Below are 14,442 nucleotides of genomic sequence, written 5' to 3'. Positions count from 1 at the left end.
GATGACCGATCCAATTCGACCAGGAGAGGTGGGGCGCGGCGCTCAAAGCAATCCCACCAACCGTTTCGCGCGGATTGAGGTGGTCGTTGATGAAGATTCGTTCGACGAATCGTCAGAGGAAAATCCGCCTCGCACCAAGACGCAGTACTTTTCTGATTTGTCGAAGTCGGTGGTCACCGAGAACGACAGCCCGGATGTCTTCTTTCGTTACAGCATCAACCCGTACCGCGGGTGTTCTCATGGGTGCAGCTACTGCTACGCGCGACCGACGCACGAGTATCTGGATCTGAGCGCGGGGCTGGATTTCGAGACCAAGATTTTTGTGAAAGAACGCGCACCGGAACTGTTTCGTGACTGGCTGGCCCGTGACCGTTACCGGCCGGAAATCGTGATGATGTCGGGCGTGACAGACTGCTATCAGCCTGCCGAGCGTCATTTTCAATTGACGCGAAAGTGCCTGGAAGTCGCACTTGCGGCACGTCAGCCGATCGCCATCGTAACGAAGAACGCGCTCGTGACTCGCGACATTGACTTGTTGCGGCAGATGGCCGAACGGAATCTGGTCAGCGTTGCGATCAGTATTACGACATTGGATCAAGCACTCACACGCAGCATGGAGCCTCGAACCAGCAGCCCGCGAGCACGATTGCGCGCACTCCGTGAATTGACGGATGCCGGCGTGCCGACGCATGTGATGATCGCACCGGTGATTCCCAGTTTGAACGACTCACAGATCCCCTCGGTTCTTAAGGCCGCCAGCGAGGCCGGCGCGACATCCGCAGGGTATGTCCTGCTTCGTCTGCCTCACACGGTCAAACCGGTGTTCCTGGATTGGCTGGCCGTCGCCCTTCCCAACCAACGAGAACGGATCGAATCCCGGTTGCGAGATACCAGAGGGGGAAAGCTGTACGAAGCGGACTTTTCAACGCGGATGACAGGCCGTGGACAAATTGCCGATCAGATTCGTCAGACGTTTGAAGTCTTTGCTAATAAATATGGACTCAACCAAAAGCACGAAGAACTTGATACGTCGCAGTTCGTGCGGCCCATCCCGAAATCCGGACAGATGTGGCTGTTCAACGATTGAAAACAGCGATCGAGGACACGCCCCGATCGCTTGAATGTGTCGTTCACGGCGATCGAATCGTAGCGATCAACCGCCAAATCGTTTGATGAGCAACGCGATCGTGAAGCCGCCGTAGGCGAGCGAGCAGAGGACCAGGCCGATTCGTCGCCACAGTTTTGGTCGAACGGCTGGCGGCAGAAATGTCGTGTTTACTCGCAGGATCTGAAGTGAGGCAATCGCCATGATGGGGCAGGCGACGACACCAAGGATTTCAAACAACTCGAGCACGCTGCCCCAACGAACGGCAAACACGGCCCAGGTTGTCAGCAGGACCAACAGGACCGCATAAAGCCGACTCACAGGCCAGCGGCGGATCTTGGGGAATGCGACCCAACTGATGTCAGAGACCAGCCGCACCAGAACGTCTGTGTTGCCGAGGTGAGTCGAGAACAAGATCCAGAATCCATTCAGCAACGCGAGATACCAGAAGCCCGACCACATCTTTTCGGACATGTACTGGGCCTGGAATGTGCCCGCGGCCATCCCTTTCAATTCGACATCGGGTGGAATCAGGTAGGCGGCCAGATTCACATTCAAATACATTCCAATCACGCAGCCGAACGCCCAAAGGGCCACCTGATCCAGAACCGCATACCGCCACCAGGTGTGCCAGCGTCGCATGTTCTCGGGCGTCGTGGGAAATGTGGTTCCGATCGCACGCACGGCGCTTTCTTCACCAGCCAGTGCGTTGCCGATCGAGCCCGAGAGCGAACCCATCGCAAAGCCCTTGTCGCGGAACCAGTTGGAAATCGCGAGGTTTCCGAGTCCACCGGATCCGGCCGTCGCGGCGAATGTCGCCAGAAGAACTAGATCCAAATTGCCGTGGGTCGGTTGCATTCCGATGAACCCCAGGGCGCTTCTTAGTGATTCTTCCCTGGGAACGAACAAGACGTTGACGATGATCAAAAATCCGAAGATGAACACGATCATGATCCACGACAGCCGTTCGAGCACTCGCTCGATCGATTTTCCGGATAAGAGCAGCGCGACGGCGAAGATGATCACGCCGGTCGCGATCCAATGCTGCGTGGCTTGCTGGTCAGCATTCTGAGGCAGATGCCCCAAGAACGCCGCGTACAGAACGGCACCACAGCCAGCGGCCAGAGCCGGAGTCGCCAGTTGAGCGACGCCGATCAGGATATAAAACCAGGCCCAGAACAATGAACCCGGTTTCAGCCGCATGAAACCTGTCAGAATCGGCTCACCCGTGTACATCGTATAGCGGGCCGCTTCGAGATTGAAGATCGTCTGCAGAACGACCGCAAGCGTGGCGATCCAAAGAATACCCCGGCCAAACTTGATCGTGGCCATGGGGCCTGCGATCCATTCGCCTCCTCCGATCGCCGCGACAAGCAGAATTGCGCCGGGGCCAATCGTCTTGAACAGGTTGAAGAAGCCAAACGGCAACGGCTCGGGCAGATCGGCGCGGTCCCAGGCAGGAAGGCAGCCAGGATTGATCGTCTCGGACGAATCAACGGATGAGGTCTCGGCATTCACGATTCGGTGTGCTCCACGAGGTGTCTCTCTCGGCGACAGAGTTTTTTGAGACTGCTGAATGTACCGAGGTGAGCGCCCGTGTCACAGTGATCGAACGGAAGCGTTTCCTGCCAGCGAAACGTCGTCGGTCCGTCGACGACGTCGCAAGTGGATTGTCCTGCGACTGCGGAAATCGTCGCATGCCGTGTTTTCACTAGGCCAGAAGATCGACCGAGCCACCGCTTGAGGCGCTGTTTGCCGACTGAATGGCATTGAGTAGCGTTGACGCCAGGTCCGTTGCGGACGATGTTGAACTGGACGATGAAGAATTGGAAGCGCTGTTCGTGCCATCGCTGTCGCTGACGGGCGGCTTGCCATGATGTCCGTGGTGTGGCTTCGCGGATTTGAGATCCGAAGTCAGCTTGGTCAGGGCGGCTTTTGCGGCATCGGTATCACCCGAAGCGAGCGCAGATTGCACCGCGTTCAGATCCTTCTGAATCGGACTGGTTGAACTTGATGACGTGGATGCTGTCGCGGCGCTGCCCCCACCTGGTGGTGTCGGCAAACTCTGAAAATCCTTCTGCAAAGTCGTGAATGCGGAATTGGCAGAGTCCAGGTCGCCTGAGTTTAAGGCCGACTGTAGCGCGTTCAAATCCTTCTTGATGGCGTTGAAGGGATTGGAGGTACCGCTGGGCTGATACGAACTGATCCCAGATGAGATCCCAGAGATCGACGACATGACATGAAGCTCCTCGCACTGAAAGAATGGGGACACATTCGCTCACGCGACTCACGCTCCCATGAATGAAGAAGCGACGCGCGTTCGAACCAGAAAGGCCGTTGACGTGTTCGGCCGTATCCCGAATATCGGTTGGCGATCTCGAAAATCGTCTTCGTCGGCGTTCACGGCCCGTCAGATTTCGTTTTTGTGACGCAGGATATTCCGTTTGTCGCATCCTGAAATCTGGCGGGATAAAGAAGCTGTTACTTTCCTGCTGTTTGCCGATGGGACGCATGAAAAAAACGTCAGAAATCGACGCCTCGTGAGTCCGACCGATGAGACCTTTCCACGGTGGACAGATCACCCTTAAGATCGGTGACGGGCTGGCTGAATTGGGCGGAATTCGATAAATCAACGTTGTTCCTGACATTATCAACTTGATGGTTTTTCCATGCCCCGCCCACTTCTGATTCTCAATGTTGTCGGCCTAACTCACGAAATGCTGGGCGAGAGTACGCCGCATTTGAAGGCGCTGGCGGATGACGGTTTCTCCCGCCCGATGGGAACGGTGCTTCCCGCAGTCACCTGCTCGGCCCAATCGACGATGTTGACCGGGACATTGCCACGCGAGCATGGAATCGTCGGGAACGGATGGTACTTTCGTGATCTGGCCGAGGTCATGTTTTGGAAGCAATCGAATCGACTTGTTCGCGGTCATCGCATTTATGACGAAGGGGTTTGGCGCGATCCCGCCTATACCACGGCGAAAATGTTCTGGTGGTACAACATGTACGCCAGCGTCGATTGGTCGATGACACCGCGACCGTCCTATCCTGCGGATGGCCGCAAGATCTTCGATTCCTACAGTCAACCTGCCAGTCTGAGGGATGAACTGCAGGCAAAGCTGGGGGTTTTTCCGTTGCCCCGATTCTGGGGGCCGATGGCCGATATCACCAGTTCTCGCTGGATTGCCGACGCCTCGATTGAAGTCATGCAGCGAAACAAACCGACGCTGACGCTGGTCTACCTGCCACACCTCGATTACAGCATGCAGCGGTTAGGACCGGCCGATCCTCAAATCGCACGTGAGATCCAACTGGTCGATGCTGAAGCGGGCAAGTGCATCGCCGCCGCACGAAAATTAGGGGCCGAAATCCTGGTCGTCTCGGAATATGCGATCACACCCGTCTCGAAGCCCGTGCATCTCAATCGGATTCTTCGTCGACACGGCTATGTTCAAACGCGGCTGGAACCACTCGGCTGGGAGACACTCGATTGTGGCGCGTCGAGGGCCTTCGCCGTCGCCGACCATCAGGTGGCGCATGTCTATATTCACGGACATGACGACATCAAGGCGGTGAAGTTGCTACTGAACTCAACGGATGGCGTTGATCTGGTGCTGGATCGCTCCGAGCAGAAGCAGTTCGGTCTTGATCATGAACGCTCGGGCGAACTGGTCGTGGTTGCCGCGCCCGACTCTTGGTTCACCTACTACTTCTGGAACGACGACCGCCTTGCCCCTGACTATGCGCGTACGATCGACATTCATCGCAAGCCGGGATATGACCCGGTGGAACTGTTCGTCGATCCCAAGCTGTCCTTTCCGCAATTGCGGATTGCGCGACGGCTGGCGCAGAAGTTTCTGGGGTTCCGCTACTACATGGACGTCATTGGGCTCGATGCGAGCCTCGTCAAAGGCAGTCATGGACGATTGCCCACACCGGGGCAGGAATCACGCGAAGCGCCTGTCTTCATTTGCTCACGCCGCGATCTCGAAGTCGACGAAATTCCCATGACGGCGGTGAAAGACCTGGCGCTGAAGATGCAGTTTGAATAGCAGCCCCCCAATCACCAGGTATCGACCACGTTTTCCATGGTGGGGCTCATCGATTTCAACGCACCGTTTCGCGTGGAAATCGCCTTGAAGATGCTGGGATCGATCCGTTTCGAAACCGATTTGACCGATCCATCCACGAGTGAGAAGTTACAGAGATCGCCGTGCGCGCTGCCGAAGCTGAAGAATCGCAGTGTGATCAAGGGGCCGTTCACGGTTTGAACCTGGTATGCCCAATACGTATCCCACAGGTCAGGGTGCGTTGAATCCTCCCAGACTCGGACGCAGCAGCTGAATCCATCGGCCCAGAATCCATAAAGAGAATCGCCGACCAGGATAGTGTTGGACTGCCCGTCGGAAACATCCGCAGTCCGCACGGCGCTGTTGCGATACAGCATTCCATTGGGATTCGTGGGAGCGTTGACCGGTCCGCTGTTGTTCGTGTCGTAAGCGCCCATCGATCCCCGGTAAGTTGCGTAGGCCCAGTTCTCGGGACGAGTCCCCGGCAGTGACTGCGCGCTGGGGCAAACGTAACTTGGAATCTGGGTCTTCACATAGGCTTCATTGGGGGTGAAGGCGAAGTCGGTCATATTGAACTTCCCCTTTTTGAAATCGATCGAGATGGTCCCTTGATCCATTTGTGGCAAAATGAAGCTCGGCCAGCCCCAGTCGTCGGGAAGCACCCACGTGGGAAAGGTGGACTGCGTACGCACTTTGTTGATGACCGTATCGAAGACGGGACGCTCCGTCAGTGGTGTTTCTTCGACAGGCTCGATGGGATGAGAGATATACCCTGAGGGAAAGGTGCGAAACGATCCCTCGTAGTTGTGCATGGCCAACGTGATTTGTTTCAGATTGTTGATGCATTGGGAACGCCGACCGGCTTCCCTCGCCATTTGAACGGCGGGCAGTAACAGTGCGGCCAGCATCGCGATGATGGCGATTACGACCAGCAGTTCAATCAACGTGAATCCAGAACGTGCTGGGGGGGCAGACCGACGTGACATATCAAGACTCACCTGCTGACGGGCATTTTCGAGGGGACTGCAGGCTGAGATTGTAGGTTGCGAATTCATTTCCGCCAAATCCACCGCAGAAACCTGTGTCAATGCGCAGCAGTGATTCGTCTGCGCGTTCGCATGACCGCTGAATCGCGGAAATCGATGACGCTGTCACGTTGGGGCGACTGATAAGACGGTTTCTGGTCGCTTTGCGAGCATCTCGCGTTTCTTCACAATTGACGAACCACGCCACCAGACGACAAGATCCTGCTTCATTGCGCCTGTTTCAACGATGACGAAGACGAGGCTTTGGCTTGACCGCACCCGATGTATCGCAACAAATCATTGACCTACAAATGACCGTGGCTCATTTGGAGCACGATCTCGCGCAAATGCACCATGTCCTGCTGGCGGTGCAAGCCGACCTGAAAGGAATGCGCGATCAAATGGCCAAGCTCGAACGGCGCGTCGTTCAGGCCAGCGAACCCGCCGAACAACGCGATCCAAATGACGAACGCCCGCCTCACTACTGAGACGAGCGTTTGCATCGGCGACGTCGATTGCCGTTCAGTGACAGGACTTGTCGAACGAATCGATTTCCAACATCTTCCAACATCGGTCTGTGGCGCATCGCACGCGCCACAGACGGACTCAGCTGGCAAAAACCACTACGATCGAAAGACTGTCCGCCGACCGGCCAGACGTTTCAATTTATCGAGATCAATGTCGATGCCTAGTCCCGGTGTCGTGGGGATTTCCAGGAAGCCTTCACCGTCAATCTTGAATGGCGTCGTGGGCAATTCCTCGATATAGGCACAGGGGGTCAGATATTCGACAAATCTTGCGACGGGAATGGCTGCCGAGAATTGCAAGTCGGCCGCCAGTCCCACGGCGGTATTCCAGCCGTGCGGTACCAGCGTGATGTTATGATCGAAGGCCATCCAGGCGATATGTCGCGATTCCGTCAGGCCGCCGTTCTTGGTCACGTCCGGTTGAATGATGTCGACGGCGCGGCGTTGCAGCCACGGCAGAAACGCTTGCCGTCGAGTCAGAACTTCTCCGCCCGAGATCGGGACGGGCGAGACGCGTGTCAGTTCGATGTAGCCTTCGATGTCGTCCGGCGGAAGCGGTTCTTCAAACCAGGTGATGTTGTAATCGGCCAGCATCTTGGCGGTTTCGCGAGCCCAGTTGGTTCCGTGAGGCCAGAACTGTTCGCTGCCGCCCGCGTCGACCATCAGTTCGACCGAATCGCCGACAGTCTCGCGTGCGGTGCGAACGAGTAGTTCATCGAACTGACGATTGCGTCGTCCGAACGGGCGCCAGCCCATCTTGATTGCCTTGAATCCCCGTTGGACGACGCTTGTCAGAGTCTCTCGCAGGGCCGCAGGCTCATCAAACAGGATGGACCCGTACGGCATGATCCGCTGGCGATAGTTTCCACCCAGCAGCCGTGACACCGGCTGGTTGCAGGCTTTGCCCATGATGTCCCACAGGGCGATGTCGATCCCGCTGATGGCATGTTCGACCGATCCACCGCGTCCCTGCCAGAAACTTGCTTGTCGCAGCGTCTCGGTCACGCGTTCAGGTTCGACGGCGGACTGTCCTTTCAGCAGCGGCCAAAGCAGCGCAACGGCGCCTTCGACAAGCGTTCCGGAAGTGAAGACGCTACCCCAGCCATGAATCCCCTCGTCCGTCTTGATCTGCACCAAAGTATGCAGGTTTTCTTGAGGTTCATGGCCTTGCGGCCAACCGCCGTCGACGGTGGCACCGGTCAGGGGGACGACTTCAATTTCAACGATTTTCATGCTGGTCGCTCACTGGGGTTTTCATCAAAATTTCGGACTACGGGACAATATGCCGAACGGTTCTTTTCGCACAAGCGACCCCGCGTCGCAAGAATCGCTCGACACACGATTTCCAAAGGCGATCGTTCAAAGGCCGACAAGCCGTTTGGGTGCCGATTTCCTCGTTACCAAGCGCCGCTTTATCTCGTTTCTCGTCGTTTCTCCTCGTTACCAAGCTCGGCTTGGTAACGCCTCTTTTTCTCGTGACCAAGCTCCCGTTTGGTCACGCCTCTTAACACGAATTTTCCCATGACGGAGGGACCTGGTGGTCCCTCCTGTACATTCCGAGATCGCGGCCGCATGTGCGAGTGTTCCAGGACCCTTTCCTACGCGACAGAAAACGTGCGTGCATGAGGCGTTACCAAGCGGGACGGCGTGTTGATTTAATCGAAAAGTTGACGACGCGCGAGGAGGATTAAGGAGTTACGGAGATGCTTTTCGCTGTAACTCCTTAATCCTCCTCGTCACCACTCACGCTCGGCGATTAAATCAACAGGCCGGGGAGCTTGGTAACGAGATAAGGAGGTCAAAAAGAGGTGACGAAAAAACCTTCCAGACGGCACGCGTGAATCGGAGCTCGTTGGCAATTCACTCATTTCTGGATTGCAGTCTTGGCAACGCCCATGGCTTGGGTCACTATGCTGGGCGAGTCTTCCTCAAAGAATGGATCAATGCACTACATTCCTGAATCGACGACCGAGATGCTGCGTGGCAATGCCACATGCCGCGTCGCGTCGAAGTCGAACTTCCACTATCAGTCGGCACCGCTCTATTTTCTGACATCGATCGTGGCCGCGCTGGTGGTCGCCGATTGGTACTTGAGTTTCGGGGCTGGAACAGCCACGGCAGCGACCCTCTGGGGTTATCGGCTCGCGCTCTTGGCCGCCGTCGCGGGAGGTGCCCGCATCCTCTACCACACACTCGACGGTATGTTTTCGGGCCGGTTTGGTGCGGATTTGGCGCTGACACTGGCGTGTCTGGCCGCGATTGCACTCGGTGAGCATCAAACAGCAGGACTGGTCGTGTTGATCTCGTTGATTGGCGAGAGCATCGAGGGGTACACGATTGATCGCGCGCGATGGGCCGTCCAGCAAACCTTCGCACTTTGGCCCGAGATTGTGCACCGACAGCGCGACGGTCGCGAGCAGGACGTACCGCTCGTCGAACTCGCTGTGGGTGACATTGTCACGGTGCGGCCGGGTGAGCGAATTCCGGTTGATGGTCGAGTTGTCGCGGGTTCGTCTGTGATCGACCAAAGTCCCTTTACCGGCGAAAGTGTTCCTGTCGATAAACAGGCTGGTGACCTCGTGTTGGCCGGTACGTTGAATCAGTTTGGCGCCTTGACGATCGTCGCCGAAACAATCGGCGATCAGACCGCCCTGGCGCGCGTGTCCCAGCTCGTCGGAACAGCGGTCAGTCGCAAAGCAGATTTTGAACGTTTGGCCGATCAATTGGCCAAGTGGTTTTTGCCGGTTGTCCTGCTGGCCGCCGTGATCACGCTGGTGGGTTGGCGTATTGTGGCGGGGACCTGGTCCAGTGGGATGCTTCCCGCGCTGGGCGTTCTGGTCGTCGCGTGTCCCTGTCCGCTGGTGCTGGCCACACCCTGTGCCGTAATGGCCTCGCTCGCCTGGCTCGCTCGCCGAGGTGTGGTCGTCAAAGGGTCCGCTGTACTGGAACGGTTGGCAACGGTCGACACATTCGCCTTCGACAAGACGGGGACATTAACGCAAGGGGCCTTGGCGCTTGGCGAAATCGTTCCGACATCCGGCCTGACCGCCGACGAAGTGCTGCAAGTGGCTGCTATTGCCGAGCGACACAGCGAACATCTGTTGGCGCGAATTCTGGTCACGAGTGCCGAAGATCGTGGCTTGGAGATCCCCGCGTCGCTCGACTTTCAGGCGCTGGCCGGCGCCGGTGTCATGGCGAAAATTCCCCTGGGCGACCTAAAACTTGCCCGGGAGTTTGCGTCCTTGAGCGGAGTCCGTTCCACCGACACAACGACACGAGCGACACCGGATGCAGCGCGACTTGTCACGATTGTGGTGGGGAATCGACGCGCGCTGGATCGGGCGGAGATTGCATTTTCTCATGACGCGGCCGAACTGCTGAGGCTTCGCGAAGTTGCGGGAGAGTCTCCCCTGGTCGTGGCACTCGACGGGACGGTGATTGGTGTCATCGGAGTGCGTGAGTCAATCCGACCCGAATCGCGACGAGTTCTCGAGGAACTTCGTGGCGAGGGCATTACGCGATTTGCGTTGTTAACGGGTGATCGAGCCCAACCAGCGGACGCCGTCGTGAAATCGCTCGGCTTATTTGAACATGTGGCGACCGATCAACTGCCGGCGGATAAAGCCGAGTGGGTCGAGGCGTCGCGACAGGCCGGGCGACAGATCGCGATGGTGGGCGATGGAATCAACGATGCGCCAGCCCTGGCGGCTGCGAACGTCGGCTTGGCCCTCGGTCGCGCCGGTGGAGACCTGGCGGCCGCCGCAGGAGATATCATACTTCTCGGCGATCCACTGCGGCCCCTGCCCGGTTTGGTTCGTCTGTCACGCGCACTCGTCCGGAACATCTGGCAAAGCATCGTCATTTTTGCCTTTGGTCTGAATGGACTAGGGATCATTGCCTGCGCGTTGCGGTGGATCGACCCGATTGGCGGAGCGGTGTTTCACGAGGTGGCGTCGCTGGCGGTGATGGCCAACGCGATGCGATTGCTTGCGTTCGAGAACTGGTCCGCAACGGTCGCGTCGCGTTTCCTGATGCGGATGACCTTGGCTCTCGACTGGCTGGCAATTTATGCGTCTCCTTCCAGATGGCTGTATTGGACCATCGACCACTGGCGGTTAGGAATGAAGCTCGCCGCAGCCCTGGTATGCGCCGGGTGGTTCGTATCGGGAATCGTCCAGCTCAACGAAGATGAGCAAGCGATCGTCACGCGACTAGGACGATACGAGACAACGCTGTCGGCGGGGCTGCACTGGCGCTGGCCTTGGCCGCTCGAACGAACCCTGCGTGAAAAGACGAATCGGGTTCGGAGCGTTGCGGTCGGCTTCCGAAATTTGGATGGCGCGAATCGAACGGGCAGCGTGCCTTCGCGTGTCCGCCTGACAAGGTTCGGCGAACGAAGTCGCACCGCGCGTCTTTGGCTCGGAGGTCTGTTCTCGCGTCCATCAAACTCCACGTCAATCGTCACGAGCGAGCCTGTCGTGGAATGGACCAGCAGTCACGACGACAATTCCATGACGGAGATGGCCGATGAGGCGATGATGTTGACGGCGGACGAAGTGCCTGTCGAATTGCGGGCTGAAGCGCAGTATGTCATTCGCGATCTCAAACAATTTCTGTTCGCGGGAAGCCGTCAAACGGATGTTGTCTTACGGGCTGCTGCCGAAAGTGTCTTGCGCGAGATTGCGGCAAGCGCTTCGATTGATGAACTGCTGACGGAAGGCCGTGCAAACCTGGAACGACGCTCGTTATCGCGTCTGAAGCAGCGAGTCGATCAGTACGGCATCGGGATCGAAGTGGTGGAATTGCAATGGTTGGATGTTCATCCGCCGCAATCGGTGGTTCCGGCATATCGGCAGGTTGCCGATGCGTTGGAAGAACAGGAATTGCTGATCAATGAAGCGGAAGCCTATGCGTCAAGGACGCTGGTGTCGGCCATCGGTGAAGAAGCGTTCACGTTGTTGCAGTCGGCCGCGAAAACGCAGGTGCCTGATCGACGCAATTCGCCGACGCGAATCGATTGGCAATTGAGCGACGAATTGTGGCGGCAATTGCAGCAACCGAACGAGCATGGTGATCCGCGCTTGTCGGGAAATGCGGCGGCAATTCTGCTCGAAGGTCACTGTGCCCGTGCCCGGCGTGAACATGCCGCGCGCGGTGTTGCGAGTCGATTCAATGAACTGTTTGTCGAAGATCAGCGACACCCGGAGATGACCCGGCGGCATCTTTACTGGACGGCGATGATTGAGATCCTGGTGCAGCGCGCGCTGACAATCATCGATCCAATGGCGGCCGGTCGGCAACATCTGTGGCTTGGGACGGCACCGGCGAATGGCATGATTCCACAGCTTCCCGCCCCACGCGAATAAGTGATGACGTTGCGATCGTTAGAATATTCTCTCGATGCGATCGCGGAGAAATTGCGAGTTTCGAGTACGAATCAACCTGGGTCACAATTTCGTCATTGTCGTGTGATGGCGTTTTCCTCTGGCCACGTTGGGCCTGAAGACCGGGCGCTTGACGCTCTCACTTGTTGATTCAATTCGAGCCTGCACTGTTGGCTTCGATTCTCGACAACAATTCGTGAGCACGCCCGCCGATCGCCGTCATCGTGATCAAACGGATGGAGGGGCTTTCGATGACGATTTCGATACGCAATCGGTTCCGTGGAAGATATTCCGTCACACGATCAGCCCATTCGATCAGCGCAATTCCATCTGATGCGAACAACTCATCCAGCCCCAGATCGGCGAACTCTTCGGCGTCGCGCAAACGATAGGTGTCACAATGCCGAATCGGCAACCGCCCCTGATATTCGTGGATCAAGGTGAAGGTGGGGCTATTGACGTCATCGCCGGGAATACCCCACGCTTCCGCAATCGCTTTGACAAAACGCGTTTTGCCGGCACCTAAATCCCCGACGAGTGCGATGACATCACCGGCACGAAGCGGTGCAGCCACTTGCGATGCAATCGTGTGGGTTTCTTCTTCTGACGTCACACGGCAAGAGAGTGTGTCGTTATTTGCTCGTGTCCAGAACACCATGCTCGTTTCGAATTCAGCGCAAGAAAAGTTGATGACGGTGAACCCAGGCCGCATTGTAGTTCAGGGAGCATGAATTTGCTCATCAAGATCTCACGAGAACTTTTTCTTGTTTGCATCGAGAGATGCATGCTTCAAGTCTATGATGTGCCACGCAGTGCTGGTGGCGCGCATGGGATATCCGATGAGATCGTGATCGTTTGAGTTGAGCATCGTCTGGACGTAACGAGGCTTTTGTTGAACTGGGCTCAATGATTGGCGAATACTTCCATGGAACGAGCCGAAAGCTTGGCGTTGTGACGCTCGTTCTGGCGTGCGCATTGATGGCGGGTTGGAGCAGAAGCATCAGCACGTTGGATGTCGTGACCGTTCCGTTGGGCGCGACGACCGTGGTTCAGTGGGCGTCGACAGACCGTCAATTGCTTTGGGTGATCGATTCGAGTTTGGCTCCCGGAGATGCGTTCAGTTTCAATCTGTGGGACTCTGATGCTGTCATGCCGTTGAATGAGATCTTGAAGGAATACAGATGGACATGGCATTTTTATGGGATGGGCACGGCTGAAGCTTTTACGGGACAAGAGTCCATATGGGTTGTGCCCTACATGATGGTTGTGATTCCCCTGACGCTGGTGTCCCTGATTCTGATCGTCTGGAATCCGCGAATTCCCGTTGTGCGTTCTCAGCAGCCACCAGAGCCTTTATCGAATCAGATCGGCTAAACGCGAAGTCAAACAATTCCCTGGTGATCCAATCCCTTGACAGTCACTGTGATCGCAATGAGCATTCGGTTGTCGAGACGCGCTTGTTTCTTACGGCGTGGTCGCATGCTGGCCCGTGACCTTTCTCCGAGATGATCATTAATGCAGATTCTGCTGGCGAATGATGATGGAATCCATGCTCCCAGTTTGCATGCGATGCATGCCGCCCTGCAGGAATGGGGTGATGTCACAGTGGTGGCTCCTGCGATTGAGCAGAGCGGCGTGGGGCACTCGATTACCTATCTGCATCCGCTTGTCGCGCACAAAGAATTCAAGAACGGCGAATTTTTTGGCTGGAAGGTGGAAGGTAGCCCGGCCGATTGTGTGAAGTTAGGCGTGCTCGAATTCTGCCCTTCGAAGCCCGATGTGATTGTCAGCGGCCTGAACACGGGAGCGAATATCGGGATCAACGTGCTGTACTCGGGGACTGTCGCCGCGGCAATTGAGGGGGCCTTCTTCGGGATCCCATCGTTTGCGTTGTCACAGTGGATGGACGGACCACCCGATTTTGCCGCGTCCGCTCGCCGAGCCATTCCGTTGTGTCAGCAATTGCTGCCCAAAACGCGCCCTGGACAACTGTGGAATATCAACTTCCCGCCACCGCGCCCCGGTTGGCCGACCGGCGTCGAGTACGTCACGATGGGGGTTCGTCGGGTTGCGGAAGAGGTCGAAAAACGGATTGATCCGCGTGGGCGAGCTTACTACTGGAGTGGTCTAAATCCCATTCGCAGCCATCTGCTCGACGAGGGAACGGACATCAAGGAACTGCAAGAGGGCAAGATTACTGTCACCCCGCTGCATTTCGATTTGACGGAAAAAGCGTTCTTGAATGAACTGCGATCCGAAAAGCTGTCCTTGCCCGAGTGAATGAGTGATCCGCGACGGACGAGCGTCGGCCGATGTCGGCATTGCCAA

11 protein-coding genes are annotated in these 14,442 nt (G+C 56.9%); 6 read left to right on the top strand and 5 right to left on the bottom strand.

Annotated features, from left to right (window positions below):
- Position 1: 1 nt before the first annotated feature.
- Positions 2 to 1,087: a PA0069 family radical SAM protein gene (locus OSO_RS0126095; protein ID WP_040593237.1), complete on the top strand. Its 1,086-nt coding sequence runs from the start codon at positions 2 to 4 to the stop codon at positions 1,085 to 1,087.
- A gap of 66 nt (positions 1,088 to 1,153) precedes the next feature.
- Here the strand turns inward: OSO_RS0126095 and OSO_RS0126090 are convergent, their stop codons facing one another.
- Together OSO_RS0126090 and OSO_RS0126080 are read right to left on the bottom strand one after the other, a co-directional pair.
- The gene (locus OSO_RS0126090) at positions 1,154 to 2,623 is read right to left on the bottom strand and encodes an Nramp family divalent metal transporter (RefSeq protein ID WP_010585979.1); all 1,470 of its coding nucleotides are present in this window, start codon (positions 2,621 to 2,623) and stop codon (positions 1,154 to 1,156) included.
- A gap of 193 nt (positions 2,624 to 2,816) precedes the next feature.
- Positions 2,817 to 3,341 carry a hypothetical protein gene (locus OSO_RS0126080; protein ID WP_010585977.1) on the bottom strand — a complete coding sequence of 175 codons (525 nt, stop codon included), beginning with the start codon at positions 3,339 to 3,341 and terminating at the stop codon, positions 2,817 to 2,819.
- Between the two features lie 433 nt (positions 3,342 to 3,774).
- Here OSO_RS0126080 and OSO_RS0126070 point away from each other — a divergent pair, with 433 nt between their 5' ends.
- Positions 3,775 to 5,160 (top strand): alkaline phosphatase family protein, encoded by a 1,386-nt coding sequence (locus tag OSO_RS0126070; protein ID WP_010585976.1) that lies wholly within the window; start codon positions 3,775 to 3,777, stop codon positions 5,158 to 5,160.
- 11 nt (positions 5,161 to 5,171) lie between these two features.
- Here the strand turns inward: OSO_RS0126070 and OSO_RS0126065 are convergent, their stop codons facing one another.
- A complete protein-coding gene (locus OSO_RS0126065) occupies positions 5,172 to 6,233 on the bottom strand; it encodes a DUF1559 domain-containing protein (protein WP_261340395.1) in 1,062 nt (353 codons plus the stop codon).
- A gap of 239 nt (positions 6,234 to 6,472) precedes the next feature.
- Between OSO_RS0126065 and OSO_RS50055 the strand changes: the two genes are divergently transcribed.
- The gene (locus OSO_RS50055) at positions 6,473 to 6,691 is read left to right on the top strand and encodes a SlyX family protein (RefSeq protein WP_010585973.1); all 219 of its coding nucleotides are present in this window, start codon (positions 6,473 to 6,475) and stop codon (positions 6,689 to 6,691) included.
- A 135-nt stretch (positions 6,692 to 6,826) separates the two neighbouring features.
- Here OSO_RS50055 and OSO_RS0126045 read toward each other — a convergent pair whose 3' ends face one another.
- Positions 6,827 to 7,963: a mandelate racemase/muconate lactonizing enzyme family protein gene (locus OSO_RS0126045; protein ID WP_010585972.1), complete on the bottom strand. Its 1,137-nt coding sequence runs from the start codon at positions 7,961 to 7,963 to the stop codon at positions 6,827 to 6,829.
- A 710-nt stretch (positions 7,964 to 8,673) separates the two neighbouring features.
- Here OSO_RS0126045 and OSO_RS0126035 point away from each other — a divergent pair.
- Positions 8,674 to 12,096, top strand: coding sequence for a cation-translocating P-type ATPase family protein (locus OSO_RS0126035; RefSeq protein WP_010585970.1), 3,423 nt, complete (start codon positions 8,674 to 8,676; stop codon positions 12,094 to 12,096).
- Positions 12,097 to 12,265: 169 nt separating this feature from the next.
- Here OSO_RS0126035 and tsaE read toward each other — a convergent pair whose 3' ends face one another.
- The gene (tsaE, locus tag OSO_RS45175; protein ID WP_063710447.1) at positions 12,266 to 12,772 is read right to left on the bottom strand and encodes a tRNA (adenosine(37)-N6)-threonylcarbamoyltransferase complex ATPase subunit type 1 TsaE; all 507 of its coding nucleotides are present in this window, start codon (positions 12,770 to 12,772) and stop codon (positions 12,266 to 12,268) included.
- A gap of 248 nt (positions 12,773 to 13,020) precedes the next feature.
- On the opposite strand from tsaE, the gene OSO_RS0126020 reads away from it, so the two are divergent.
- Together OSO_RS0126020 and surE are read left to right on the top strand one after the other, a co-directional pair.
- Positions 13,021 to 13,488, top strand: coding sequence for a hypothetical protein (locus OSO_RS0126020; protein WP_010585968.1), 468 nt, complete (start codon positions 13,021 to 13,023; stop codon positions 13,486 to 13,488).
- 141 nt (positions 13,489 to 13,629) lie between these two features.
- Positions 13,630 to 14,394 carry a 5'/3'-nucleotidase SurE gene (surE, locus tag OSO_RS0126015; RefSeq protein ID WP_010585967.1) on the top strand — a complete coding sequence of 255 codons (765 nt, stop codon included), beginning with the start codon at positions 13,630 to 13,632 and terminating at the stop codon, positions 14,392 to 14,394.
- Positions 14,395 to 14,442 lie beyond the last annotated feature (48 nt).

Source organism: Schlesneria paludicola DSM 18645 (genome assembly GCF_000255655.1).
In the GTDB taxonomy this organism is placed as follows: domain Bacteria; phylum Planctomycetota; class Planctomycetia; order Planctomycetales; family Planctomycetaceae; genus Schlesneria; species Schlesneria paludicola.
This window is presented reverse-complemented; position numbering and strand designations above follow the sequence as displayed.

What these genes read in the sequence shown, in the direction of transcription:
- OSO_RS0126070 (WP_010585976.1), top strand. Translation starts at nt 3,775, where the DNA reads ATGCCCCGCCCACTTCTGATTCTCAATGTTGTCGGCCTAACTCACGAA.
- surE (WP_010585967.1), top strand. Translation starts at nt 13,630, where the DNA reads ATGCAGATTCTGCTGGCGAATGATGATGGAATCCATGCTCCCAGTTTG.
- OSO_RS0126065 (WP_261340395.1), bottom strand. Translation starts at nt 6,233, where the DNA reads ATGAATTCGCAACCTACAATCTCAGCCTGCAGTCCCCTCGAAAATGCC.
- OSO_RS0126035 (WP_010585970.1), top strand. Translation starts at nt 8,674, where the DNA reads ATGCACTACATTCCTGAATCGACGACCGAGATGCTGCGTGGCAATGCC.
- OSO_RS0126095 (WP_040593237.1), top strand. Translation starts at nt 2, where the DNA reads ATGACCGATCCAATTCGACCAGGAGAGGTGGGGCGCGGCGCTCAAAGC.
- tsaE (WP_063710447.1), bottom strand. Translation starts at nt 12,772, where the DNA reads ATGGTGTTCTGGACACGAGCAAATAACGACACACTCTCTTGCCGTGTG.
- OSO_RS0126045 (WP_010585972.1), bottom strand. Translation starts at nt 7,963, where the DNA reads ATGAAAATCGTTGAAATTGAAGTCGTCCCCCTGACCGGTGCCACCGTC.
- OSO_RS0126080 (WP_010585977.1), bottom strand. Translation starts at nt 3,341, where the DNA reads ATGTCGTCGATCTCTGGGATCTCATCTGGGATCAGTTCGTATCAGCCC.
- OSO_RS0126020 (WP_010585968.1), top strand. Translation starts at nt 13,021, where the DNA reads ATGATTGGCGAATACTTCCATGGAACGAGCCGAAAGCTTGGCGTTGTG.